Source organism: Micromonospora sp. NPDC049101 (assembly GCF_040648675.1).
GTDB lineage: Bacteria > Actinomycetota > Actinomycetes > Mycobacteriales > Micromonosporaceae > Micromonospora.
In genome coordinates this window covers 273073-296931 of the sequence record NZ_JBEZED010000003.1, presented here as the reverse complement: position 1 = coordinate 296931, position 23859 = coordinate 273073, and the positions used below count along the sequence as shown (strand labels likewise).

Here is a 23859-nt window from a genome sequence, read left to right as displayed (position 1 = left end):
CCGATGTGGACTCCGGGCCCGGGTTGGCCGGGCCACAGGGATGGGAGCGCGCGTGAAGTCCAGAATCCTCCGTCGGGTCGCCGCGTCGGCCGTGGCGCTCGGCTGCGCCGTGCTGGGCGCGGTGGTGTTGTCGCCCTCGGCGGCGTCGGCCAGCCCGATCCGCAACGCCACCGCCTGGTCGGTGCTGCTGTGCAAGTTCAGCGACAAGCCGGCGGAGCCACAACCGCCGTCGCACTTCGCCAACTTCCTCACCGCGGCCGGGGTCGGCACCGGCGGCGTGGCGGACTACCTCGCCGACCAGTCCGGCGGGCGGGTGTCGCTGGCCGGCTCGGTGGTGCGGGGCTGGTACCCGATGCCGTACACGTTGGCGCAGTTCCAGTCGATCGACAGGTGGACCCGGATCCAGCGCTGCGTGGACACCGCGGCGACCGCCGGCTACGCGGTGCCCGCCGGCAACCGGATCGCGGTCATGCTCAACGACTGGGTGGATTCCGGCGCGGCCGGCGGCCGGGTGCTGCTCGACCCGGGTGCCTGGAACGTCGGCTTCGCCGCGCACGAGATGCTGCACGGCTACAACCTGGGCCACTCGTTCTCCAACGACACGACGTACCAGAACGCGCCCTGGTCCCAACCGGGCGAGTACGACGACCCGTGGGACGAGATGAGCGCGATGAACATCTACGCGTTCACCACCGCGAACTACGGCACGAGCGCGGTCGGGCTCAACGGGCCGCACCGCGACGAGTTGGGCTGGCTGCCGAAGAACCGGATCCTCACCATGGCCGCCGACGGGGTCGGTTCGCGCACCGTCACGCTGGCCCCGCTGGAGGTGCCCGCCGCGAGCGGCACGCAGTTGATCCGGATCCCGTTCGACCCGGCCGACCTGTTCCGCTACTACACCGTCGAGTTCCGCCGCAAGACCGGCTGGAGCGCCGGCATCCCCGCCGACACCGTGCTGCTGCACGAGGTCCGCAACGGCACCCCCACCCTGCTGCGCACCGGGCCCGGCGGCGGCCCGGCCCAGTCGCTCAACGCCAACGGTGTGCAGATCGCCGTGAACTGGCTCTCCGGCAACGCCGCCTCGGTGACGGTGACCACCGACGTGGTCAACCGCTGCCTGCAGGGGTACGTCTGGCGCGAGGCCCGTGCCGGCGACCTCGTCTGTGTCACAGGTGCCACCCGCAGCCAGGTGTGGGCGGACAACGCCGCCGCCGCGAGCCGCTGGGTGAACGGCCCGTACGGCCCGCACACCTGCGTCGCCGGGTACGTGTGGCGCGAGGCGTACGCCGGGGACGACGTCTGCGTCACCGGGGCGCAGCGCAGCCAGGCCGCCGCGGACAACGCCGCCGCCCCGTCCCGGCGTAATCCGGCCCGCCTGGTGTCCGGCCCGAACACCTGCGTCAGCGGGTACGTCTGGCGTGACGCCGACCAGTCCGACTACGTCTGCGTCAGCGGTACGACCCGCTCCCAGGTGCTGGCGGACAACGCGGTCGCCACGAGCCGCTGGGTCAGTGGCCCGTACGGCCCGCACACCTGCGTCGCCGGGTACGTGTGGCGCGAGGCGTTCCTCGGCGACGACGTCTGCGTCACCGGGACACAGCGCAGCCAGGCCGTCGCCGACAACGCCGCCGGCCCCGGCCGGGTGTTGCGGCCGGCGGGCTGACCGACCGCGCCCCCGGTGGGTCGACCACCGGGGGCGCATCGGTCGGGCGGGTCAGCCGGCCAGTCGCCGGTAGCGGGCGACCGAGAGCGGCAGGAAGACCGCGACCAGGACGACCGGCCAGAGCACCGCCAGCCAGGGGTAGTGCTGCGCCGCCCAGGAGTCACCACCCCAGCCGGGGTTGCCGAACAACTCGCGGGTGGCGCCGACGGTCGCCGACAGCGGGTTCCAGGCGGCCACCGCGCCGAGCCACGCGGGCATGGTGGACGGTGCGACGAACGCGTTGGACAGGAAGCCGAGCGGAAACTCCAGGGTCTGCACGGCCACCACGGCCGTCTGCCCGCGGGTGACCAGCCCGAGGAAGATGCCGACCCAGATCAGGGCGAAGCGCAGCAGCAGGATCAGCCCCACCGCCGCCAGTGTGGCACCGGCCCCGCCGTGCGCCCGCCACCCGACGGCGAGACCGGTCAGCAGCAGCACCGCGAGGGTGACCAGGGCGAACAGCATGTCGGCCACGGCCCGGGCCGCCAGCGGGGCCAGCGGTGCGACGGGCATCGACCGGAGCCGGTCGGTCACCCCACGCTCCAGGTCCTCGGCGACGGCGATCGTGGTGAGGCTGATGCCGAAGACCATTGTCATCACGTACATGCCGGGCAGCAGGAATTCTCGGTAGCTGCCGCCGCCGGGCACCTGCAACGCGCCACCGAACAGGTAGGCGAACATCAGCACGATCAGGATGTTGAAGCCGAGTGCGGCGACCAGCGGGCCGGGATCGCGTCGCCACCGGGCCAGGCCACGCCAGATCAGCGTGGCGCTGTCGGCCACGAGGGCGGGCCGGCCGGGCGTCAGGTCCACCGCCGGGACGGGCGTGCTGGCCACGCTCATGCGGCCACCTCCTCAGTGGTGCGGGTCCGCTGCCCGGTGAGGTGCAGGAAGACGTCGTCCAGGGTGGGGCGACGCAGCGCGACGTCCGCCACCGGGACGTGCACGGCGTCCAGCGCCCGCAGCACGTCGACGAGCGCGCCGGCCCGGTGGCCGACCCGGACGCTCACCATCCGCCGGTCCGCGTCGACAGTCGGTTCGTCGCCGGCGACCCGGCGTACCTGGGCGACGGCGACGGCGAGGTCGGTCGGGGCGGCGACGACCACCTCGATCCGGTCGCCACCGAGCCGGGTCTTGAGGTCGTCGGGGGTGCCCTCGGCGATCACCCGGCCGGCCTCGACCACCGAGATCCGGTCGCCGAGTTGGTCGGCCTCGTCCAGGTGCTGGGTGGTCAGCAGCACGGTGGTGCCGGTGCGCACCAACTCCCGGACCGTCTGCCACACCTCGTTGCGCCCACGCGGGTCCAGTCCGGTGGTGGGCTCGTCGAGAAAGAGGACGTCGGGTGCCAGGATCATGCCGGCCGCCAGGTCGAGCCGGCGGCGCATACCCCCCGAGTACGTGCGGACCGGCTGCTCGGCCGCGTCGGCGAGACCGAAGCGGTCCAGCAGCTCGACCGCTCGCTGCCGGGCGCGGCGGCGACCCAGGTGGAACAGCCGGCCGAAGAGCACCAGATTCTGCCGGCCGCTCAGCGCCTCGTCGAGCGCGGGATGCTGACCCACCAGCCCGATGCGGTAGCGCACCTGGTCGGGCTGGCGCGTCACGTCGAACCCGGCGACCTCGGCACGACCCTCGTCCAGGCGCAGCAGGGTGGACAGGATGCGTACCGAGGTGGTCTTGCCGGCCCCGTTCGGGCCGAGCAGGCCGCACACCGTCCCCGGCCGCACCCGCAGGTCGAAGCCGTCCAGCGCGTAGCGGTCCCGATACCGCTTACGCAGCCCCTGGGCCACTATCGCGTCACCTCTTGTCGGCACAGTGCTCCCCTTCCGCAGGCGATCAACCCTTCCGCGGGCGATCGACGGAGGCTACCGTACAACATACGGTAGGAGATACGGGATCGATGTGTCGACGAGGGTTGGCCGAAGACCCGGGGCGGGCGCTCGGCGGAGGGTCTCGCTACTCGGTGGTCCCGACCTGGCCGGCCACGCCGACGTTCAGCGGGTCGGCAAGGAGTTTGTCGAAGGCCAACTCGGCGGCGCCGATCAGGACGGCGTCGCGGCCGAGTGCCGCCGCGCGCAGCCGCAGGTGCTCGCGGGAGGCGGGCAGGGGCATGGTGTCCAACCGCCCGCGGACGACGTCCGCCCCGGCGGTGAAGATGTCGCGCAGCGACCCGCCGAACACCACCGCGTCCGGGTTGACCACGTTGACCAGGTTGGCCACCCCGAAGCCGAGCCACTCGGCGACCTGCTCGACCGCGGCGCGGGCAGTTCGGTCGCCGTCCGCCGCCGCGCGCACGACCTCGGCCACCGCACCGCGGTCGCTCGGGTCACGGCCCGCGTGCCGCAGCAGCGCGGCTTCGGAGATCTCGGTCTCCCAGCAGCCACGTGAGCCGCAGCCGCAGGGCAGACCGTTCGGGTTGACGACCATGTGGCCGACCTTGCCGCTGTGACCACGGTGGCCGATCACCAGTCGGCCACCGACGATGATGCCGGCGCTGATGCCGAGGTCGCCGTGCAGGTAGATGACGTCGTCGATGCCCACCGCCACGCCCCGGACGTGCTCGGCCAGCCCGGCGATGTCGGCCAGGTCACCGGCCACGAAGCCGGGTGCTCCCGTGAACTCCGCCTCCAGTGCGACGGCGAGGGTCTCGTCGAGGCTGGCGACCCGGATCCGGCCGTCCGGGTCGCGGGTGGTGTCGGTGACCGCGGCGGCGCCGCCGACCAGCAGCGCGTCGGTGGCCACGGACCGTTCCATGTCCCGGACCAGGCCGGCGAGGGGCCCGACGGCGTCGATGGCCGACATGCCGCTGGGTCGCGAGATCTCCCGCCGGTCGAGGATCTGCCCACCGAGGCCGACCCGGGCGGCACGTAGCCGGTCCGCGTCGATGCTCAACGCGTGGGCGTACACCCGGTCGGAGCGGGGACTGACCACCAGTGACGGGCGGCCGGCGCGGCGGGCGGTGGTCGGTGCCTCCTCGGTGACCAGGCCGCTGGCGACCAGGTCGGCCGCGAGGGCGCCGATGGTGCTTCGGTTGAGGCCGAGCCGGCTGGTCAACTCGGCGCGGGACGTCGGCCCGTGCAGGTGGACGTAGCGCAGCACGGCGCCGAGGTTCTGCCGCCGGATCTCCTCCTGGCTGGCGCCGGGGACCGACGGCAGCGGGGATTCGGTGGTGCGGCCGACGCCGGCTGGCCTGGCCCGGACGGGTGTCGCCACGGTCAGACCTCCTTCCGGGTCGAAGCCGGTTGGCGCGGGGGCGCGAGGACGACGATGGGTCCCGGTAGAGGAGACCCGGGACCCATCGGCGTTGCTGCCTACCGTGCGGTGATTACTTGGTGAGCGGCGCGAGCTTCGGGTCGTTGGCGTACGCCTCAGCCGCGTTCGCCTTGGTGACGGCGACCGGCGGGAGCAGGTACGTGTCGACGACCTTGCTGCCGTTGTTGTAGGACTTGGTGTCGTTCACCTGCGGGGCGTTACCGGCCTGGAGAGCCTTGACCATGTTGATGGTCTCCTTCACCAGGTTGCGGGTGTCCTTGTTGATCGTCATGTACTGCTCGCCCTTGACGATCGACTTGACCGACTCGACCTCGGAGTCCTGGCCGGTGACGATCGGGGTCGGCTTGCCAGCGCCCTTGACCGAGGTCAGGATGGCGCGGGCCAGCGTGTCGTTCGGGGAGAGGACGCCGTCGAGCGGCTTGGTGCCGTAGGTCGAGGTCAGCAGCTGGTCCATGCGGGCCTGCGCACCCTCGGCCTTCCAGCCCTGGATGGCGGTCTGCTTGACGTCCTTCTGACCCGAGGCGACGACGACGTTGCCCTTGTCGATCTCCGGCTTGAGCACGCTCATCGCGCCGTCGAAGAAGACACCGGCGTTGTTGTCGTCCGGCGAGCCGGAGAAGAGCTCGATGTTGTACGGGCCGTTCGGCTTCTTGGCCTTCATGCCGTCCAGCAGGGCCTGGCCCTGGAGCTGGCCGACCTTGAAGTTGTCGAACGCGACGTAGTAGTCGAGGTCCGGGGTGTTCTTGATCAGGCGGTCGTACGCGATGACCTTCACGCCGGCCTGGTGCGCCGCGGCGACCTGGGTCGACAGCTGCGCGGCGTCGGTCGCGCCGATGACGATGACCTTGGCGCCCTTGGTCACCATGGCGGTGATCTGGGCCTGCTGGTCGGCGACCGTGGTCGACGCGCCGGCGTACTGCACGTCACCCTGGAAGCCGGCCTCCTTGAGACCGTTGGTGAACAGGTCACCGGCGAGAACCCAGTTCTCGGAGGTCTTGGCCGGCAGGGCGACACCGATCAGGGAGTTCGCCGCGAAGCCCTTGGCCTCGCCACCGGAGCTGCCGGAGTCGCCGTCGCGGCCGGAGCCGCAGCCAGCGAGGGCCAGCATGGCGGCGGCGCTGATGGCGACCACCGACGTGCCGAAGAATTTACGCATGGTGAGGACTTGCCTTTCTGGATGTGTAACAGGGTGGTGAGGGGTCGGTGGCCGTCAGCCGGACACCGCTGCCTTGGCGGGCTCGCGCTCCGCGTCCGGCGGTGAGGCGGAGTCGTCGCGGCGGAACGGCCGCATCAGGCTCCCGATGATGGAGAAGCGCCCCTGGCTCTTGTTGTAGACGTCGACCGCGACGGCCAGCAGCAGGACCAGGCCCTTGATGATCTGGACCTTGTCGGTGCCCACACCTTCGAGCTGGAGGCCGTTGTTGAGCACGGCCATGACGAGACCACCGACGATCGACCCGCTGATGGTGCCGATACCGCCGGCGACGGCAGCGCCACCAATGAAGACCGCGGCGATGGCGTCCAACTCCCAGCCGTTGCCGTCCTGCGGGCCGGAGGCCGCCGAACGGGCCACGAAGATCATGCCGGCCAGCGCGGCCAGGACGGACATGTTCATCATGACGAAGAAGTTGACCCGCTTGAGCTTCACGCCGGACAGTTCGGCCGCCCGGGAGTTGCCGCCCACCGCGTAGATGTGCCGGCCGCCGGCCGTGTTGCGGGTGTAGAAGGAGTAGGCGATCACCAGCACCAGCAGGATGATGCCGGAGATCGGGAAGCTGGTGCCCACCCGACCGCTGGCGAAGCGCAGCGCCGCGAAGGCGATCACGCCGACCATGACGGCCATTCGCAGGACCGAGATCCACATGGGCGCCGGGTCGGCGTCCATGGCCCGACGGGTCTTCCGGGCCTGCAGCTCGCGCCACACCACGGCCACCGCGGCGGCCAGGCCGAGCAACAACGTCGCGTTGTTGTAGCCGGTGTTCGGGCCGAACTCGGGCAGGAACCCGGAGCCGATGTCCCGGAAGCCCTCCGGCACCGGAATGCTCTGCGCGTTGCCGATGAACTGGTTGCCGCCGCGGAAGAGCAGCATGCCGGCCAGGGTGACGATGAACGCCGGCACCCCGATGTAGGCCACCCAGAACCCCTGCCAGGCGCCGATCACCGCGCCGATGGCGAGACCGAACACGATGGCGGCGGGCCACGGCAGGTCCCACTCGGTCATCGACTTGGCGACCAGGATGCCGGTGAAGGCCGCGACCGAGCCGACCGACAGGTCGATGTGCCCGGCGACGATCACCATGAGCATGCCGATGGCCAGGATCAGGATGTACGAGTTCTGCTGGAACAGCGCGATCAGGTTGTCCGAGCGCAGCGTCAGCCCGTTGGTCCAGATCTGGAAGATCAGGACGATCGCCACCAGGGTGAAGATCATCCCGAACTGGCGCGCGTTGGAGGTCGTACCTCCAAACAGATTCTTCTGAAGGTCCTTGATACGGCTCATCGGGAGGCCAACTTCTTCGTCGAGGTCATCTGCTTCATGAGGTTTTCCGGGGTGGCGTCCGCCCGAGCGATCTCGCCCGTAATGGCGCCTTCGAACACGGTGTAGATGCGGTCGCAGAGCCCGATCAGCTCAGGCAGCTCCGAGGAGATGACGATGACGCCCTTCCCCTGGTCGGCGAGCCGCTGGATGATGCCGTAGATCTCGTACTTGGCGCCCACGTCGATGCCGCGCGTCGGCTCGTCGAGGATCAGCAGGTCCGGGTCGGTGAACATCCACTTGGCCAGGACGACCTTCTGCTGGTTGCCGCCGGAGAGCTTGGAGACGCTCTCGTCGACCGTCGGGGCCTTGGTCCGCAACTCCTTGCGGTACGCCTCGGCCGCCTGGTACTCCTCGACCTCGTCCAGGACGCCGTGGTGCGAGATCTTGGACAGCTTGGCGGCCACCGTCGACGTCTTGATGTCGTCGAGCAGGTTGAGGCCGATCGCCTTGCGGTCCTCGCTGACGTACGCGAGCCCGTTGTCGATCGCGTCCGCGACCGACTTCAGGACGATCTCCTTGCCGTCCTTGATGATCGTGCCCGACTCGAACACCCCGTAGGAGCGGCCGAAGATGCTCATCGCGAGTTCCGTGCGGCCCGCGCCCATGAGACCAGCGAAGCCGACGATCTCGCCGCGGCGCACCACGAAGCTCTCGTTCTTGCAGACCTGCCGGTCGGCGGAGATCGGGTGCCGGACGTTCCAGTTGCGGACCTCGAAGAAGACGTCGCCGATCTTCGGGGTGTGGTCCGGGAACCGACTGCTCAGCTCACGGCCGACCATCCCCCGCACGATCCGGTCCTCGTCGACCCCGTCCGCCTTGACGTCGAGGGTCTCCACGGTCCGGCCGTCGCGCAGGATGGTGATCTGGTCGGCGATCGCCTCGATCTCGTTCAGCTTGTGCGAGATCATGATCGAGGTGATGCCCCGGGAGCGGAACCCGCGCAGCAGGTCCAGCAGGTGCCGCGAGTCCGCCTCGTTCAGGGCGGCCGTCGGCTCGTCCAGGATGAGCAGCTTCACGTCCTTGGCGAACGCCTTGGCGATCTCCACGAGCTGCTGCTTGCCGACCCCGATGTCCTTGATCAGGGTGTCCGGGTCCTCCTGGAGGCCGACCCGGGCCATCAGGTCCAGTGCCATCCGGTTCGCGGCCTTCCAGTCGATCGCGCCCCGCTTGCGCGGCTCGTTGCCGAGGAAGATGTTCTCGGCGATCGACATGCCCGGGATGAGCGCCAGCTCCTGGTGGATGATCACAATTCCGGCGTTCTCGCTGGCCCGGATGTCGGAGAACTTGCTCTCCGACCCCTGGTAGACGATCTGGCCGTCATAGCTGCCGTGCGGATAGACCCCGCTGAGGACCTTCATCAGCGTGGACTTGCCCGCACCGTTCTCGCCGCAGATGGCATGGATCTCGCCGGCGCGAACCACCAGGTTGACGTCGGAGAGGGCCTTGACTCCGGGGAACTCCTTGGTGATGGAGCGCATCTCAAGGAGGATCGGCACGCTGCTCATCGCTCGTACCACCTCGCCAACGTCATCGGTTGCCTCCGGAAGGTTGAACCTTCACTTGGTTTTGTTGTTGACGGCAACGTATTGCGGCCGGAGGGCCATCCGCAAGGCGAGGGACTGTTGAAAATGTAACAATCCGGCAATATCGACGTTACCCAGTCTTCGCCTGTCACAGCCGCACCCGCAGCCCCTCCCGGCACCTTCGCCTGCTTGTGGCAACGTTGTCAAATGGCCGGCGCCGCGATGATCGGCACCGGAGCCGTCGGCAGGCCCCGCCACCAGGCACGATCCGCGACGGGCCCGCCGAGTGGCGCCCGACCGCACGATCGGCGTCATCGAGTGATCTTGATGGGACCGCGACGCGGGCACCGCCTGCGGGACACCGGAGCGGCCCTCGGTCGACGGTGTGAGCCACGCCTCCATCTGCGGGCCGGATCGACGATGATCACCTCGTCACGCCCGCCACCAGGAGAGAGATCCGCGGCTTAACGTCCCTTAAGGGCGGATCGGGCCCGTCAGCTCGGGTGCAGCACCGCCTTGATCACCCCGTGCTCCCGGCGGTCGAAGCTGCGGTACAACTCCGGCGCGTCGGCCAGGGTGCCGTGGTGCGTCACGACGACGCTGGGCCGGGCGCGACCGGCGACGACCAGGTCACGCAGCAGCACGGTGTAGCGGCGGTCGTGGGTGCGGCCGAACCGGACGGCGACGCCCTTGCTGAACAACGTCCCCCACGGTGCCACGAGATCCTCGCGAGCGTCCGCGCCAGGTCCGGGACGCAGGTCCTGCTCCGGGTAGACGCCCGCGACCGCGATCGCGCCGGCCGGATTGACCAGCCGGGCGGCGTCGGCGATGACCTGGTCCGGGCGTTCCCGGTCGGGCCGCTCCCGGTCGCGGGCCTGGAACCCGACCGCGTCGATCACCTTGTCGACTCCGCCCAGCTTCTCCTCGCCGAGCGGCAGCCCGACCCGGGCCCGGTCGGCGCGGATCTGCTCGACCGGATCCCCGCGACGGAAGTCGATCGGCACGGCACCGATCTCACCGGCCTTCTCCAACCGAGCCTCGACACCGTCGACGCATTAGACGACCCGGGCACCGCGGAGCAGCGCCGAGTAGGCACCGAGCAGGCCGATGGTGCCGGCACCGAAGACGGCCACCGTGTCACCGGGCTCGACCCCGGCGAGGGTGGCGGCGTGCCACCCCGTGACGAACGCGTCGGCCAGCAGCACGAAGTCGTCCTCGTGCCCGTCCCCCGGCTCGCCGGGCACCGGTACGCAGTTGGCGTCGGCCCACGGCACGCGCAGCAGGTCGGCCTGGGCGCCGCGGTAGGTCCCCATCCCGGCGTAGCCGTACGCCGCGCCCGGCCCCTGGGCCCGCGCCCGCAGACAGGCCGCCGAGAGCCCTCGGGCACACATCACACACGTCCCGCAGAAGAGGTGCGTGGGGATCACCACCCGGGTGCCCGGCCGGACGGTCTGCACCGCCCGACCCACCTCCTGCACCACGCCCAGCGGTTCGTGGCCGAGCACCAGCCCGGGGTCGGCGCCGGTCCGTCCGTCGTACATGTGCAGGTCGGTGCCGCACAGCGCGGTGGAGGTGATCCGCACCAGCGCGTCGGTCTCCGCCTCCAGCGTCGCGTCGGGCACCTCCCGCACCGCGACGGTCCGGACGTCGGCGTAGACGACGGCTCGCATCCCGGGTCTCCTGTTCGGCGGTGAAGGAGCCGGTCTTCCCCAGGCGGGGCCGTTCATGCGGCGGTGCTATCTTAGGTCTCCTAAGTTCGTTCCTAGCGAGGCAAAGGTTCGGTATGCCACGGCAGGGTCTGACCAGCGCGCGCGTCTCCGCCGCCGCCGCCGAGCTGGCGGACGCGGTCGGCCTGTCCCGGCTGACCGTCGCGGCCGTCGCCCGACACTTCGGCGTCTCGGACGCCGCGTTGTACGTGCACGTCCGCAGTCGCGACGCGTTGATCGAGCACGTCGCGGTCCGGGCGGCGGCCGCGTTCGCCGACCAGCTCGCGCTCGCCGTGGCCGGGCGGGCGGGCCACCAGGCTCTCGTCGCGTTCGCCGACGCCTGGCGCGCGTTCGCCCTGGCGCACCCGGGGCAGTACGCGGCGACGCAGCTCCCGTTACCGCCCGAGGTGGGCACGAGGTCGGCCGGGCACCTGCGCCTGATCGAGCTGAGCTACGCGATGCTGCGTGGCTACGGGCTCGACGAGCCGGCGCTGACCGACGCGATGCGATTCGTCCGCAGCACCCTGCACGGCTTCGCGAGCCTCGAAAACGTCGACGGTTTCGGGCATCCCCGTGGTGTCGACGCGTCGTGGCACTCGATCCTCGACGCGGTCCACACCACTCTGAGCAACTGGCCGACCAACCCGCGGGAGCGACAGTGAACAGCCACGATCAGCACGTCGAGTCCTCCGACGGGACGCGCCTGGCGCTCCGGCGCCTGGGTGCCGGCGACCCCGTCGTCCTCGTGCACGGCTCGGGTGGCGGGTTGCACTCCTGGGCCGCCGTCGCCGACCAGCTCGCCCCCGACCACGAGGTGTGGATGCCGGCCCGCCGCGGATACGGGCCCAGTGACGTCCCGCCCGGCACCAAGTCGTTCGCGGTCGAGACCGCCGACCTGCTCGCCGTCATCGAGGCGGCCCGCCAGCGGACCGGCCGGAGGGTCCACGTCGTCGGAGCCTCCTACGGAGCGACCCTGGCGTTGCACACCGCCTCGGCCGATCCGCGCGACATCCGCTCGCTGGCCGTCTTCGAGCCTCCGCTCTTCGCGGCCGGGCCGGAGATCGCACCCCTGCTGGACCGATACCGTGCCGCCTTCGAACGCGACGACGCCCCCGCGATGGCGGCGGCGTTGCACGAGGTGACACGGGTGCCGGCGGAGATCGTCGCCGCGCTCGCCGCCGGGGCGGGCGACCGGACCCCCGACCCGGTCGAGGCGCGGCGCGCCGCGATCGGCTGGCTGCACGATCTCGAGGCCCTCGCCGGGGACAGCACGGACATCGCCCGCTGGTCCTCGATCACCGTGCCGACCCTGCTGTTGGCCGGCGCCGACACGTGGGAGCCCATGCCCACCATGATGAACGCCCTGGCGACGGCGATCCGGCCGGCGCGCCACCTCGTCTGGACGGGTCAGTCGCACTTCGTGACCATGACGGCACCCACCCTGGTCGCCGACGCCCTGCGACAGTTCTTCGCCGAGGCATCGGCGGCTCCGCCGAGTTCCGGCGACCCCACCGGGACGGCGACCGCCGCCCGCTGATGCCGCCGGGGCAGGATCCCTCACCACCGGTACGGATCCTGCCCGTCACGTCGGCGGGCGCCCTCGGCCTACCCGGTCGCCTGCTGCTGGCGGAACTGTTCGACCGGGAGGCCGCCGCGACCCCAGTTCTCGGTGTCGACCTCGTCGATCACCACGAAGGTCGACGTCAGCGGCTTGTTCAGGACGTCGCGCAGCAACTCGCTCACGCCCCTGATGAGGGCGGCCTTCTCCTCGGCGGTCGCGGCGGACGCGCCCGCGGTGCTGCCCTCGCGGGTGATCTGGATGGTCACGATCGGCATCGTGTGCTCCCTTCTAAGGTGTGGGTGGCGTCAGTGACCGGCGTTCTGGCCGCCGTCGACGTGCAGGATCTCCCCGGTGACGAAAGGAGCGGACTCCAGGTAGAGAACGGCGTCGACCACGTCGCTGGTCTCGCCCATCCGGCCGACCGGGTGCAGGCCCGCGAGCGTCTGGTGCGTCTCCACCGGGTGCATCGGGGTCTTGATGATGCCGGGCGCGACGGCGTTGACCCGTACGCCGCGAGCCGCGTACTCGATGGCCAGGGACTTGGTGGCCGAGCTGAGGCCGCCCTTGGTCAGGGACGCGAGCGCCGACGGAACGTGCGAACTGGGCTGGTCGACGAAGCTGGTCGTGATGCTGACGATGTGCCCCGATCCCCCGGCCAGCAGGTGCGGCAGGACGCGTCGGGTCAGGTGGAAGAACCCGGCGAGGTTGACCCGGGTGACCAGGTCGAACTCCTCGTCGGTGTAGTCGGTGAACGGCTTCGCGACGAAGACGCCGGCGTTGTTCACCAGGGTGTCGATTCGCCCGAACCGGTCCAGAGCAGCGCGTACCACCCGCTCTGCGGTGTCGGCCTCGGCGATGTCACCCCGAACCGTGACGACCTCCGGGTCGTCAGACGCGCCGATCGAGCGTGACGTCGCCACGACGCCATACCCGAGCTTGCGGTAGGCGTCCACGAGGTCGGCGCCGATGCCCTGGGAGGCACCGGTGATCACGACTACCTGCTGTCCCTGACTGCTGCTCATGAGGAAATCACCTTCACTAGACGACTGGTCGACTAAAAGCTAGCCGACCGGTCGTGTATCGTCAAAGCATGGGACGGACCAGTGACGCGCGGAACAAGATCCTCGACGCGGCCGCCGCGCTGATCGAGCAGCGCGGCTACACGGCGCTCGGGGTGGCCGAGATCTGCGCGACGGCGGGCGTGCCGAAGGGCAGCTTCTACTACTTCTTCGAGTCCAAGCAGGCGCTCGCCCGCACCGTCATCGACGAGCACTGGGTCACCCAGCGCCGCCAGTGGGAGCAGTTGCTCGGCGGCGAGCGCGACCCGCTACAGCGGCTTCGGGACCTGTTCGAGGCCGCCGAGGAAGTCCAGAGCGTCGGTCAGCAGAAGGCCGGCGTGGTTGCCGGTTGCCTGTTTGGCAACCTCGCCCTCGAACTCAGCAACCAGGCCGAGGAGATCCGCGGTCGGCTCCAGGAGATCTTCGAGGAACAGATCAGCCTCATCGAGCAGGTCGTCATCGAGGCGAAGGACCGCGGCCTGGCCGGCGCCGCGGTCGACAGCCGGGAAGCCGCCCGATCGATCGTCGCGCAGATCGAGGGGCGGGTCCTGCTCGCGAAGTTGCTCAACGATCCGACCCAGCTGGACATGCTGTGGCGCAACTGCCTTGATCTTCTCCAGGTGCCGGCGCAGGCGCGGACCACCACCGGCTGAACGGACGACGGTCCTCGACCGTCCACTTCGGGCGCACCGCGCGCCCGCTCAGTAGCATCGGCGGGGCACGATGTTCAGGCGGACCACCACCGACCGGATCGGGCACCCGACATGACGACCGAGCAGACCAGCTCTCCGCCGCGTACCGGCGTCGGCATCGCCGCCAGTGGCCTGGGCCAGCGTGTCCGAGGTGGTCGACAGATCCTGGACGACATCTCGCTGGCCATCGCACCGGGCCAACTGGTCGCGATCATCGGCGCCAGCGGCGCCGGCAAGACCACCCTGTTGGAGTTGCTGGCCGGGGTACGACGGCCGACGGCGGGCACCGTGACGTTCGACGGCACGGCCACGGCGGGCGCGATCGGTTTCGTCCCGCAGGACGACATCATCCACCGGGAGTTGCCCCTGGCCCGCACCCTGCGCCACGCCGCCCGGCTGCGCCTGGCACCCGGCACCGCGCCGGCCGAGGCGACCCGCCGAGTCGCGCAGGTGCTCGCCGAACTGCGCCTCACCGAACGGGCCGCCGTGCCGGTGGGCCTGCTCAGCGGTGGCGAGCGCAAACGCGCCAGCATCGCCGTCGAGCTCCTCGCCCGGCCCGGCGTGTTCTTCCTCGACGAGCCCACCTCCGGATTGGACCCGGCGATCGCCGTGGAGACGCTCCGGGTCCTGCGCACGCTTGCCGACACGGGGACCACAGTCGTGCTCACCACCCACCAGATCACCGACGTGGACCACTGCGACCAGGTCGTCGTGCTGACCCGACACGGCCGTCTGGCGTTCGCCGGCACGCCCGCCGCCGCCCGGGAGTTCTTCGATTTGCGGTCCCTCGTCGAGGTGCACCCGCGGCTCGACGAGGCGGCGCACCCGGCCGAGTGGCCCGACCGCTTCGCCGCGTACCGCGAGGTCGGCCCGCCGGCCCCCGCGATCGGCGGCGGTGACCACGCGACGCCACCACCTCGGCGGGTCGGCCGGCTGCGCCAGTGGGCCGTGCTCACCGCCCGCAACGCGGAGATCGTCGTCCGCAACCGGCTGACCCTGGCGATCCTGCTCGGCTCGCCGTTGCTGGTGCTCGGCATGTTCGCACTGCTGTTCCGGCCCGGGGCGTTCGAGCCGACCCGGCCGAGCCCGACCGTGACCGTGATGATCCTGTTCTGGATCGCGTTCGGCGGCTTCTTCTTCGGGCTGACCTACGGGTTGCTCCAGATCTGCACCGAGCTACCGATCCTGCGCCGGGAGCGGCTGGCCGGGGTCCGGCTGCTGCCGTACCTGATGGGGAAGGTCGCGGTGCTGCTGCCGCTGCTGGCCCTGGTGGACCTGGCCCTGCTCGGGGTGTTGCGGGGGATCGACCGGCTGCCGCCGGTCGACGGCACCGCCTTCGCGGCCCTGTACGTGACCCTGCTGCTCTCCTCGGCGGCGGCGCTCACCCTCGGCCTGCTGTGCTCCGCGGCGGTCTCCGACGCGGCCCAGGCGACGCTCCTGCTGCCGATGCTCTGCTTTCCACAGGTGCTCTTCGTCGGCGCGATCCTGCCGGTGCCGGCCATGGCGGTCGGCGGTCAGTGGCTCAGCTTCGCGATGTCGAACCGCTGGGCGTTCGAGGGCCTGGGGCACACCGCCGGGGTGGAACGACTCTGGCGCGACGGTGGCTCACCGCTCGGCCCGCCGCTGCTGGCCACCTACGGCGACAGCTTCTCCCGGCCGGTGTGGGTGAACTGGCTGGTGCTCGGCGGTTTCACGGTGCTCTTCCTCGGCGCCGCCTGGGCGGTGCTGGCCCGACGGGACTCCCGTCGTGCCTCCTGAGCCGATCCCGCACGCCTCCCCCACCGCGCTGTCGGGTTACGCCGCCACCGGCCGGCTCGACGAACTGCGCGCCACCGAATACCGGCACCTGGACACCGCCGGGCAGGTGTACCTCGACTACGCCGGGGCCGGGGTCGCCGCACACGCCCAGGTACGCGAACACCACGATCGGCTGCTCGCCGGCCTGTACGGCAACCCGCACTCGGAGAGTCCCACGAGCACGGCGGCCGGGTCCCTGGTGGAGTCGGCACGACGCGCCGTGCTCGACTTCTTCCGCGCGGACCCGTCCGAGTACACGGTCGTCTTCACCCCGAACGCGACAGGCGCGTGTCGGCTGGTGGGCGAGGCGTACGACTTCGGCCACGCCGCTCCGCTCGTGCTGACCTGGGACAATCACAACTCGGTGAACGGCATCCGCGAGTACGCTCGCACGGCCGGCGCGCCCGTGCGCTACGTACCGCTGAGTGGGCCGGAGTTGCGGGTCGCCGATTCGGACCTGGTCACCGTGCTCGATTCCGGCCGTGGTGGGCTGGGCCGGCGGTGGCGTCGGGGTCGGCGAGGGCTGTTCGCCTATCCGGCGCAGAGCAACTTCTCCGGTGTGCAGCACCCGCTGGGCTGGGTGGAGTTGGCCCACCAGCACGGGTACGACGTGTTGCTCGACGCAGCCGCCTTCGCGCCGACGAATCGGCTGGACCTCAGCGTCGTCCGGCCGGAGTTCGTGTGTCTGAGCTGGTACAAGCTCTTCGGCTACCCGACCGGGGTCGGTGCGTTGCTGGCCCGCCGCGACGCGCTGGCCCGGCTGCGCCGGCCGTGGTTCGCCGGCGGCACGATCCGCGCGGTCAGCGTGCAGGGCGACTGGCACCGGTCGATGGACGACGAGTCGGCGTTCGAGGACGGCACCCTCAACTTCCTGAGCATCCCGGACGTGGAGTTCGGCCTGCGATGGCTGGGCTCGATCGGCGTGGACCTCGTGCACTCCCGGGTCGGCCTGCTCACCGAGTGGCTGCTGGAGCGGCTGACCACGCTGCGGCACGCCAGCGGCCAACCCCTGGTCCAGGTGTACGGGCCGACGACGGGCGCGGGCCGCGGCGGCACCGTGACGTTCAACCTCCGCGACCCGGACGGCACCCTGGTCGACGAGCGGCTCGTCGCGCGGGAGTCGGCGGAAGCCGGGTTTTCCCTGCGTACCGGTTGTTTCTGCAATCCGGGCGCGGGCGAGCGCGCGTTCGGGATCAGCCGGGAGTCGGTGCGGCGGCGGTTGTTGGCGCGGGTCGACACGATCGATGACTACCTCGCCGCGCTGCGCCTGCCGACCGGCGGCGCGGTCCGTGTCTCGTTCGGACTGGCATCCACCGCGACCGACGCGGAACGCTTCGTCGCCTTCGTCCAGTCGACCTACCTCAACCGCGGTGTCGGCGCCGAAACGCCGCTGCCACCCCGGCTGCGCTGCTGACGCTAGCTGACCTGGACCACGGGCGCCGGGCGGTGCGTGATCTCCTCCATGAACGGGAACTGGGCGGTGAGCTCGGCGACCGTCAGCCCGGCCCGCCAGGCCGCGGCCACCCTGGCGACCTGCAGCAGGTCCATCACGTCGCCACGGGCCAGCACCTCGCCCGAGACCCGCAGGTCGATCATGAAGTAGCGGGCCTGCGAGCCCAGCGTCACGCAGACCACGCCCTGGTCGGAGTGCAGCTCGGCGCAGGTGAACCGGCCGCGCCCCTGCTCCGGGGCGGTGACCCGGCCCAGGTCGAGCCCGTGTCGGGTGCCGGTTTCGACGAGCGCGGGGGCCAGACCACCCCGCTCGACCAGGTCCGGGTAGAGGCGCACACCCAGCGCCGTCGACGCGTCGCTCATGACTGACTCCCACTTCCTTGTGACAGAGACCAGCAGCGTGCGGGTTACGAGGAGGTTTCCGGCACGCCTCGTCATCCTGTCCCGGGTGGACGTCCCACGGCAATAGGAAGTGTCGATTCGACAGCCGTCGAGTAACAGCCGGCCACGCTGCGAGCTACTGGAAACACTCTTGACAGAAAGCCCTCATATCGACATGCTTCTCTCTGGAGAGCGCTCTCCGTCCTCTCGTCGTGCAGCCTCCGCCACTCCCCCGCCGAGGAGCCTCCCGTGTTCACAACCCTCCGCTCTCGTCCCCTCGTACTCCTGGCGGCCGCCGTGGTCGCGACAGTCGGTGCGCTCGTCCCGGCGCACCCCGACCGCGCCGAGGCCGCCATCGGCCCGATCAGCTGGCAGGACGAGTTCAACTCGCCGGCCGGCACACCCGTCGACCAGAACAAGTGGCGCTTCGACATCGGCGGCAGCGGTTGGGGCAACAACGAGCGGCAGTACTACACCAACAGCACCAGCAACGCCGTGCACGACGGCCAGGGCAACCTGGTCATCACGGCCCGCCGGGACAATCCCGCCAACTACCAGTGCCACTACGGGCGCTGCGAGTACACGTCGGCGCGGCTGCTCTCGGCGGCCACCTTCACCCAGACCTACGGCCGGTTCGAGGCCCGGATCAAGATTCCGCGCGGCCAGGGCATCTGGCCGGCGTTCTGGATGCTCGGCACCGGCGGCGGGTGGCCCGACGCCGGCGAGATCGACATCATGGAGAACATCGGCCGGGAGCCCAACACCGTGTACGGCACCGTGCACGGGCCCGGCTACTCCGGCGGTGGCGGCATCACCGGCAGCCGCACCATCGGGGCCCCGCTGGCCGACGGCTTCCACACCTACCGGGTGGACTGGGAACCGAACGTGATCACCTGGTACCTGGACGGGGTCCAGTACCACCGGGTCGATCCCGCGCGACTCGGCGGCAGCCGCTGGGTGTTCGACCACCCCTTCTTCATGATCCTCAACGTGGCGGTGGGCGGTAACTGGCCCGGCTACCCGGACGGCTCCACGCAGTTCCCGCAGCAGATGCTCGTCGACTACGTCCGGGTCTCCAGCTACACCCCCGGTGGCGGCGACCCGGCGCCCGGCACCAGCCGGATCAGGGGTGCGCAGAGCGGGCGCTGCATCGACATCCCCAGCGCCAACCCGGTCGAGGGCGCCAAGTTGCAGATCTGGGACTGCAACACCACCGCCGCCCAGGCCTGGACCTTCGCCTCCGACGGGACGGTCCGCGCGATGGGCAAGTGCATGGACCCCGCCTGGGCCGGCACCGCGAACGGCACCGAGGTCAACCTGGTCAGCTGCAACGGCAACACCGCGCAGCGTTTCACCCTCAACGCCGCTGGCGACCTGGTCAACCTCAATGCCAACAGGTGCGTGGACGTACGCGACGCCAACCCCAACAACGGCGGCAAGCTGCACCTGTGGGACTGCCTGGGCGCCGCCAACCAGAAGTGGTCCCGCGTCTGACCGGCCGAGTGCGAAGGCGTGGGCCGGCCGAGGGAAACTCGGGCGGCCTACCGCCGTGCGGGCCGGCGCTCACCTCCTCGAGCCGGATTGACTCGATGAGCGGAGGGCGTGACTTACGCCCACTATGTTCGGACTAGTCCATAATCCGGCAGTTCCGGGAGTGAGCTCATGTCGCACCACCTCGATACCCCCCTGGCCGCCCAGGGCGGCCAGTTGTACATCGACGACCTGTACGTCTTCAACGGTGACCGCGCCACCGTGTTCGTCATGGACGTCAACAGCTCGGTGACCAAGGCCGACATCAAGCGCGGCTTCCACGCCGAGGCGCGCTACGAGATCAAGATTCACATCAACCGGTCCGAGGTGGAGGACCTCACCTACCGGTTCGCCTTCGGCGAGCCGGACGGCGACGCCCGGCAGGCCCTCCAGGTGTACGAGCTCAGCGGAGCGGACGCCCGCGACGACGCCGCGATGGGCACCCCCGTCGCCGAGGGGCGCACCGGCGAGGTGACGACCGGCGGCAACGTCCGGATCTGGGCCGGCCGGATCACCGACCCCTTCTACGTCGACCTCGACGAACTCGCCACCATCAACGGCGCCGTCAAGAACGGTTCGCGGGCGGACCGCTCGGCGTGGCGGGTCGACCAGGCCAAGAACAGCTTCGCCGGCACCACAGTCGAGTCGATCGTCCTTGAGGTCTCCCATGACGAGCCACTGCTGCGCGACGGCACTGAGATCGGCGTGTGGTGTCGCACCATGCTGGCCACCGACGCCGGCGGTTGGCGCCAGATCAACCGCGCCGGCCACCCGATGATGTGGCCGATCTTCTGGCCACACGACACCGACTTCTCCGACCCCGCCAACTTCCGGCACCCCGGCAACGACCTCACCGAAGGCGGCGAGGAGATCGCGAACGCGGTCGCCGGGGTGGTCAAGGCGAACGGCACCGCACCGGACCCGCAGGCGTACGGCTGGAGCGTCGCACGGCAGCTCTACCCCGACCTGCTGTCCTACCAGGTCGGCACGGCAGCGAACTTCGGTTTCGCGGTCCGCAACGGGCGCACCCTGGCCGACAACGCGCCAGAGGTGATGTTCTCCCTCGTGTTGAACACCGGCACGACCTCCGGGCTCACCCCGGAGGTGACCAAATCGGCCCGCGCCGAACGGTTCCCGTACGTGATCCCCGCCTGACCAGGCAGCCGCGCGCTACCCGCAGGTGAGAAAACACCCCTTTAGTCCGATATACGGTTGTTTGCGCAGATAGTCTCATCAGTGCAATCCCACGGGGATGTCAGGACGAAGGAGACTCGATGCGCAGGAAACTTCTCGCCGCCGGCCTAGCCGGTTTCGCCGCTGCCGCCGCCCTCGCCGGGCCAGCCGCCGCGGACACGACGGGCGACACGATCGTGAGCCTCACCGTCAACGCCGCCGGTGGCCTCTCGATCACGGTGCCCGCGACAGCGAACATCGGAAACGGCGTGGAGGGCACGACCGTCTCCGGCCAACTGGGCCCGGTCACCGTGCTGGACCAACGGGGATCGCTCACCCCGAACTGGACCGCCACCGTCGTCTCGACCGACTTCGTCACCGGCGGCGGCACCTCCGGGGAGACAATCCCGGCCATCAACGTCCTGTACTGGTCGGGTAACGCGACCGGGACGGCCGGCGGCGGCACCTTCACGCCGGGGCAGCCGACCGCAGCTCAGGCGGTGATCATCAATGTTCCCCGGACGGCGTTCAGCAAAACGGGCGGCACCGGCAACAACTTCGCGAGCTGGAACCCCACGCTGCAGGTGAACGTTCCGGATGGAACCGTCGAGGGCGTCTACACCGGGACGGTGACACATTCGGTGGTCTGAGCCGCTCGGCCGGCTGGTGCTGCTGGCCTCGGTCGCTCTCGTAGCGGTCGGGGCGTCGGCGGCCCCAGCCGTTGCCGCGCGGGAGCAGCGGTACGAACCTGGGGACGATCCCGCCGCGATCAATCTTCGATTGCTGGACATCCCCGCCGCCCGGGCCGAAGATCCCCGCGCCCGGGTCTACATCATCGACCACCTCAAGCCAGGCGCGACGATCAGCCGCCGGGTCGAGGTGCGCAACGATTCTCCGGCGACGCAGAAGATCGAGCTCTACGCCGGCGCGGCCTCGGTCGTGAACACCGCCTTCACGGTGCCCGATGACCGCACCGGCAACGAACTCAGCGGCTGGATCAAACTGAAGACGGCCGCCGTCGAGCTCGCCCCGGGCGAACGTGACTCGGTGGCGGTGGACATCGCCGTTCCGAAGACAGCGTCCAAGGGCGAGCGGTACGCCGCCATCTGGGCGCAGGTGACCAGCGGGTCGAAGCAGAACGGCAACGTGGTGCAGGTACACCGAGTGGGTATCCGCGTCTACCTCGACGTCGGTCCGGGCGGCGAGCCGCTGACGGACTTCCGGATCGGCGATCTGGCAGCCGAGCGAGGAATGGGTGAGTTCCCCGTGGTCACCGCGATCGTCACCAACACCGGCGAACGGGCGCTGGACATGACCGGACGTCTCACGTTGAGCAAGGGAGCGGTCCAGGCCGGGCCGTTCAAGGTCACCAACGGCGTGACGATCCTGCCGGGCCAGAGCGGCAAGGTCCGCATCGCGGTCGATCAGTCGCTGCCCGCAGGCGTCTGGGACGTGCAGGTGTTTCTCGCCAGCGGGCTGGTGGAACGGAAGGCGGAGGGACGTATCACCCTGCCCGTTGCGGCACCGATGGAACTCGCCCAGTCCCCGAGACCGATCTGGCTCGCCTACGCGATCGGCGTCGCGGCGCTGCTGGTGCTGCTCGTGCTGGTCGGCTGGTATCTCGCTCGACGACGACGGACACAGTTCACGCCTGGTCACCGCGTGAGCTGACGCGGACTGACCTCGTCGGCGCGGCCGAGGAGGTCAGTCCGCGGGATGCTGTCAGCCCTCGATGTCCCGGGGGTCGCGGCTGCGGGGGTAGGTGTTCTTCTCCCCGATCGTGCCGTCCTGCTTCTTGATCACGTGCTCGACGCCGCGGTCGGCCGCCATCTCGCGGCCCTGGGCCTGTGCGTCGGCCTTCACGTCATGCGTGCTGGTGGCCCGCTCGTGGCCCTCCGGCTTGTTCTTCCACTGCCCGTCCTCGTGGTACGTGTCGACGTCACCCTTGGCCATGGCCGGCTCCTCTCCGCGTCTGAACTGTCCCCCCAGTCAGTGCCCCGAGCCGGGCCGGGCAAACCGCGGGCCTCAGGAGACGGCCGAGCAGTTGTTGCTCACCCGCCGGAGGATCTGTTCACGTTCGTCGGTGGTGATGCCCGACGCCGTGCCGTCGAAGTACGTCTCGACCTTGTCCCAGCCGCGTCGCTGCTCGTAGTGCAGGTGCGGCGCGCCGGAGTTGCCGGTGCTGCCGAGCCGCCCGAGCTGGTCACCCTGGGCGACCTTCTGACCGACAGCGACCAGCGGCGGTTCGAGCATGTGCAGGTACTGCGTCTCCCACTTGCCGCCGTGGTCGATCTTCACCCAGTAGCCGCCACCGCGCCCCCGTGGGCCGTCCGGGTTCTCCGGGGTACGGCCGCCCAACGACCCGTTGATGCCCGCCACCGTGACCGTGCCGGCGGCGGAGGCGAGCACCGGCCGCCCCCACGCCTCGCCCTCGATCGGAAAGAAGTCCACGTCGTAGTCGTCGTGACCGGGGTAGGTGCTGAGCTGCCACGTCTCGCCACAGGAGACCGGCATCTGGAAGAGCGGGCGCGGGCCGGCCGGTCGCAGCATCGGCACCGCGAGCACCGCGATGCCCAGGACGGCCGCCACCGCGACGAGCGCGAGGAGGATGCGGAGGGCGCGGCTGCCAGGACGGCGGTGGGAAGGGGTTCTGGGCGGGCGGCCGGTCGTCATCGAGCCGAGCATGGCAGATGCCGGCAACACCTCGGCCCCCCGGTCTGCCCGCCGGCACGGCGACGGCCGTCCGAGTCGCCCAGGTCCTCGGCAGAGGCGCCGGCTCCAGCGGTAATACCATTCGCGGGTTTGCACTATGTCCACTTTGGCAGTGCGCAGGGATCACGGCCGATAGGCTCGGTACAAGGAGACGCAGCGAATTAGCACGTGATGACGGGAACAACAATGCGCAGGCCCTTTGAACTGACCGTGGCAATCGGAGCGGCATGCCTGGTGGCTTGTCCCACGCCCGCCCGGGCCGACAGCACCGGCGACGTCACGGCCACCGTCGTCGTCGCCGGCGGTGAACTCTCCATCATCGTGCCGGCGAGCGCAGATCTCGGGCACGGGTCGCCCGACGAGGGCATCTCCGGTCAGCTCGGCACGGTCACCGTCGTCGACGATCGCGCACAGCTCGCGGCGACCTGGGTGGCGACCGTGACAGCGACTGACTTCACCACCGGTGGCGGGACGCCGGAAGAGACGATCCCGGCCAGCACGATCGACTACTGGTCCGGACCAGCTACGCAGGACGTCGGCACCGGCGTCCTCGTACCGGGTCAGCCCACCGCGGCCGAGGCGGTGCCACTCGCCACGGAACCCAGGGCGTTCAGCAGGACCACCGGTGACGGACTGAACAGGGCCAGCTGGAACCCGACCTTGATCTTTGAGCTGTCTCCGTCCACGGTGGTAGGCGTCTACACCGGAACGGTGACCCACTCGGTCGGCTGATCGGCGCCGTACGACAAGCGCCGGCTCGGCA

At 70.3% G+C, this 23859-nt stretch carries 24 protein-coding genes; 11 read left to right on the top strand and 13 right to left on the bottom strand.

What is annotated here, in order from left to right; genetic code table 11:
• The first annotated feature begins 52 nt into the window (after nucleotides 1–52).
• Complete coding sequence (locus AB0B57_RS05525; protein WP_357065374.1) at nucleotides 53–1663, top strand: hypothetical protein; 1611 nt, start codon at nucleotides 53–55, stop codon at nucleotides 1661–1663.
• Between the two features lie 51 nt (nucleotides 1664–1714).
• On the opposite strand, the gene AB0B57_RS05520 is transcribed toward AB0B57_RS05525, so the two are convergent.
• The 8 genes from AB0B57_RS05520 to AB0B57_RS05485 form a co-directional block, all read right to left on the bottom strand.
• Nucleotides 1715–2545, bottom strand: coding sequence for an ABC transporter permease (locus AB0B57_RS05520; RefSeq protein ID WP_357065372.1), 831 nt, complete (start codon nucleotides 2543–2545; stop codon nucleotides 1715–1717).
• Nucleotides 2542–3513 carry an ATP-binding cassette domain-containing protein gene (locus tag AB0B57_RS05515; RefSeq protein WP_357065370.1) on the bottom strand — a complete coding sequence of 324 codons (972 nt, stop codon included), beginning with the start codon at nucleotides 3511–3513 and terminating at the stop codon, nucleotides 2542–2544. The genes AB0B57_RS05520 and AB0B57_RS05515 overlap by 4 nt, the downstream gene beginning before the upstream one ends.
• Nucleotides 3514–3655: 142 nt before the next feature.
• Nucleotides 3656–4855 carry an ROK family transcriptional regulator gene (locus AB0B57_RS05510; RefSeq protein WP_357065596.1) on the bottom strand — a complete coding sequence of 400 codons (1200 nt, stop codon included), beginning with the start codon at nucleotides 4853–4855 and terminating at the stop codon, nucleotides 3656–3658.
• A 169-nt stretch (nucleotides 4856–5024) separates the two neighbouring features.
• A complete protein-coding gene (locus AB0B57_RS05505; protein WP_357065369.1) occupies nucleotides 5025–6128 on the bottom strand; it encodes a sugar-binding protein in 1104 nt (367 codons plus the stop codon).
• A gap of 54 nt (nucleotides 6129–6182) precedes the next feature.
• Entirely contained in the window at nucleotides 6183–7472 is a 1290-nt protein-coding gene (gene mmsB / locus AB0B57_RS05500) for a multiple monosaccharide ABC transporter permease (protein WP_357065367.1), read from the bottom strand.
• On the bottom strand, nucleotides 7469–9016 hold the full coding sequence (gene mmsA / locus AB0B57_RS05495; protein WP_357065365.1) for a multiple monosaccharide ABC transporter ATP-binding protein: 1548 nt from the start codon (nucleotides 9014–9016) through the stop codon (nucleotides 7469–7471). Before mmsA ends, mmsB begins: the two co-directional genes overlap by 4 nt.
• 512 nt (nucleotides 9017–9528) lie before the next feature.
• The gene (locus AB0B57_RS05490; RefSeq protein WP_357065363.1) at nucleotides 9529–10065 is read right to left on the bottom strand and encodes a hypothetical protein; all 537 of its coding nucleotides are present in this window, start codon (nucleotides 10063–10065) and stop codon (nucleotides 9529–9531) included.
• Nucleotides 10066–10089: 24 nt separating this feature from the next.
• On the bottom strand, nucleotides 10090–10704 hold the full coding sequence (locus tag AB0B57_RS05485) for an alcohol dehydrogenase catalytic domain-containing protein (RefSeq protein ID WP_357065361.1): 615 nt from the start codon (nucleotides 10702–10704) through the stop codon (nucleotides 10090–10092).
• A 113-nt stretch (nucleotides 10705–10817) separates the two neighbouring features.
• Between AB0B57_RS05485 and AB0B57_RS05480 the strand changes: the two genes are divergently transcribed.
• Nucleotides 10818–11402: a WHG domain-containing protein gene (locus AB0B57_RS05480; protein WP_357065359.1), complete on the top strand. Its 585-nt coding sequence runs from the start codon at nucleotides 10818–10820 to the stop codon at nucleotides 11400–11402.
• Nucleotides 11399–12277, top strand: coding sequence for an alpha/beta fold hydrolase (locus AB0B57_RS05475; protein WP_357065358.1), 879 nt, complete (start codon nucleotides 11399–11401; stop codon nucleotides 12275–12277). The genes AB0B57_RS05480 and AB0B57_RS05475 overlap by 4 nt, the downstream gene beginning before the upstream one ends.
• Nucleotides 12278–12345: 68 nt before the next feature.
• Here AB0B57_RS05475 and AB0B57_RS05470 read toward each other — a convergent pair whose 3' ends face one another.
• The gene (locus tag AB0B57_RS05470; RefSeq protein ID WP_357065356.1) at nucleotides 12346–12576 is read right to left on the bottom strand and encodes a 4-oxalocrotonate tautomerase family protein; all 231 of its coding nucleotides are present in this window, start codon (nucleotides 12574–12576) and stop codon (nucleotides 12346–12348) included.
• Between the two features lie 30 nt (nucleotides 12577–12606).
• Nucleotides 12607–13323 (bottom strand): SDR family oxidoreductase, encoded by a 717-nt coding sequence (locus tag AB0B57_RS05465; protein ID WP_357065355.1) that lies wholly within the window; start codon nucleotides 13321–13323, stop codon nucleotides 12607–12609.
• Between the two features lie 68 nt (nucleotides 13324–13391).
• Between AB0B57_RS05465 and AB0B57_RS05460 the strand changes: the two genes are divergently transcribed.
• From AB0B57_RS05460 to AB0B57_RS05450, 3 genes are all read left to right on the top strand, one after another.
• Entirely contained in the window at nucleotides 13392–14012 is a 621-nt protein-coding gene (locus AB0B57_RS05460) for a TetR family transcriptional regulator (RefSeq protein WP_357065353.1), read from the top strand.
• A 111-nt stretch (nucleotides 14013–14123) separates the two neighbouring features.
• A complete protein-coding gene (locus tag AB0B57_RS05455; RefSeq protein WP_357065351.1) occupies nucleotides 14124–15809 on the top strand; it encodes an ATP-binding cassette domain-containing protein in 1686 nt (561 codons plus the stop codon).
• Nucleotides 15799–17262 (top strand): aminotransferase class V-fold PLP-dependent enzyme, encoded by a 1464-nt coding sequence (locus AB0B57_RS05450; RefSeq protein WP_357065349.1) that lies wholly within the window; start codon nucleotides 15799–15801, stop codon nucleotides 17260–17262. Before AB0B57_RS05455 ends, AB0B57_RS05450 begins: the two co-directional genes overlap by 11 nt.
• Nucleotides 17263–17264: 2 nt before the next feature.
• On the opposite strand, the gene AB0B57_RS05445 is transcribed toward AB0B57_RS05450, so the two are convergent.
• On the bottom strand, nucleotides 17265–17663 hold the full coding sequence (locus tag AB0B57_RS05445; protein ID WP_357065348.1) for a hypothetical protein: 399 nt from the start codon (nucleotides 17661–17663) through the stop codon (nucleotides 17265–17267).
• 267 nt (nucleotides 17664–17930) lie between these two features.
• On the opposite strand from AB0B57_RS05445, the gene AB0B57_RS05440 reads away from it, so the two are divergent.
• From AB0B57_RS05440 to AB0B57_RS05425, 4 genes are all read left to right on the top strand, one after another.
• Entirely contained in the window at nucleotides 17931–19175 is a 1245-nt protein-coding gene (locus AB0B57_RS05440) for a family 16 glycosylhydrolase (RefSeq protein WP_357065346.1), read from the top strand.
• Between the two features lie 168 nt (nucleotides 19176–19343).
• Nucleotides 19344–20366 (top strand): DUF4331 family protein, encoded by a 1023-nt coding sequence (locus tag AB0B57_RS05435; RefSeq protein WP_357065344.1) that lies wholly within the window; start codon nucleotides 19344–19346, stop codon nucleotides 20364–20366.
• A gap of 119 nt (nucleotides 20367–20485) precedes the next feature.
• Nucleotides 20486–21034, top strand: coding sequence for a hypothetical protein (locus AB0B57_RS05430; RefSeq protein ID WP_357065342.1), 549 nt, complete (start codon nucleotides 20486–20488; stop codon nucleotides 21032–21034).
• A 16-nt stretch (nucleotides 21035–21050) separates the two neighbouring features.
• On the top strand, nucleotides 21051–22055 hold the full coding sequence (locus AB0B57_RS05425; protein ID WP_357065340.1) for a hypothetical protein: 1005 nt from the start codon (nucleotides 21051–21053) through the stop codon (nucleotides 22053–22055).
• Between the two features lie 51 nt (nucleotides 22056–22106).
• On the opposite strand, the gene AB0B57_RS05420 is transcribed toward AB0B57_RS05425, so the two are convergent.
• Together AB0B57_RS05420 and AB0B57_RS05415 are read right to left on the bottom strand one after the other, a co-directional pair.
• Nucleotides 22107–22337, bottom strand: coding sequence for a DUF2188 domain-containing protein (locus AB0B57_RS05420; protein ID WP_354942245.1), 231 nt, complete (start codon nucleotides 22335–22337; stop codon nucleotides 22107–22109).
• 72 nt (nucleotides 22338–22409) lie between these two features.
• Nucleotides 22410–23057: a M23 family metallopeptidase gene (locus AB0B57_RS05415; RefSeq protein WP_357065338.1), complete on the bottom strand. Its 648-nt coding sequence runs from the start codon at nucleotides 23055–23057 to the stop codon at nucleotides 22410–22412.
• Nucleotides 23058–23330: 273 nt separating this feature from the next.
• On the opposite strand from AB0B57_RS05415, the gene AB0B57_RS05410 reads away from it, so the two are divergent.
• Nucleotides 23331–23828 (top strand): hypothetical protein, encoded by a 498-nt coding sequence (locus tag AB0B57_RS05410; RefSeq protein WP_357065336.1) that lies wholly within the window; start codon nucleotides 23331–23333, stop codon nucleotides 23826–23828.
• Nucleotides 23829–23859: the final 31 nt, after the last annotated feature.

Excerpts from the sequence above, each read along its gene's own strand:
- AB0B57_RS05485 (WP_357065361.1), bottom strand. The coding sequence starts at position 10,704 with ATGCGAGCCGTCGTCTACGCCGACGTCCGGACCGTCGCGGTGCGGGAG.
- AB0B57_RS05460 (WP_357065353.1), top strand. The coding sequence starts at position 13,392 with ATGGGACGGACCAGTGACGCGCGGAACAAGATCCTCGACGCGGCCGCC.
- AB0B57_RS05445 (WP_357065348.1), bottom strand. The coding sequence starts at position 17,663 with ATGAGCGACGCGTCGACGGCGCTGGGTGTGCGCCTCTACCCGGACCTG.
- AB0B57_RS05430 (WP_357065342.1), top strand. The coding sequence starts at position 20,486 with ATGCGCAGGAAACTTCTCGCCGCCGGCCTAGCCGGTTTCGCCGCTGCC.
- AB0B57_RS05465 (WP_357065355.1), bottom strand. The coding sequence starts at position 13,323 with ATGAGCAGCAGTCAGGGACAGCAGGTAGTCGTGATCACCGGTGCCTCC.
- AB0B57_RS05520 (WP_357065372.1), bottom strand. The coding sequence starts at position 2,545 with ATGAGCGTGGCCAGCACGCCCGTCCCGGCGGTGGACCTGACGCCCGGC.
- AB0B57_RS05415 (WP_357065338.1), bottom strand. The coding sequence starts at position 23,057 with ATGACGACCGGCCGCCCGCCCAGAACCCCTTCCCACCGCCGTCCTGGC.
- AB0B57_RS05455 (WP_357065351.1), top strand. The coding sequence starts at position 14,124 with ATGACGACCGAGCAGACCAGCTCTCCGCCGCGTACCGGCGTCGGCATC.
- AB0B57_RS05470 (WP_357065356.1), bottom strand. The coding sequence starts at position 12,576 with ATGCCGATCGTGACCATCCAGATCACCCGCGAGGGCAGCACCGCGGGC.
- mmsB (WP_357065367.1), bottom strand. The coding sequence starts at position 7,472 with ATGAGCCGTATCAAGGACCTTCAGAAGAATCTGTTTGGAGGTACGACC.
- AB0B57_RS05505 (WP_357065369.1), bottom strand. The coding sequence starts at position 6,128 with ATGCGTAAATTCTTCGGCACGTCGGTGGTCGCCATCAGCGCCGCCGCC.
- AB0B57_RS05435 (WP_357065344.1), top strand. The coding sequence starts at position 19,344 with ATGTCGCACCACCTCGATACCCCCCTGGCCGCCCAGGGCGGCCAGTTG.
- mmsA (WP_357065365.1), bottom strand. The coding sequence starts at position 9,016 with ATGAGCAGCGTGCCGATCCTCCTTGAGATGCGCTCCATCACCAAGGAG.
- AB0B57_RS05420 (WP_354942245.1), bottom strand. The coding sequence starts at position 22,337 with ATGGCCAAGGGTGACGTCGACACGTACCACGAGGACGGGCAGTGGAAG.
- AB0B57_RS05480 (WP_357065359.1), top strand. The coding sequence starts at position 10,818 with ATGCCACGGCAGGGTCTGACCAGCGCGCGCGTCTCCGCCGCCGCCGCC.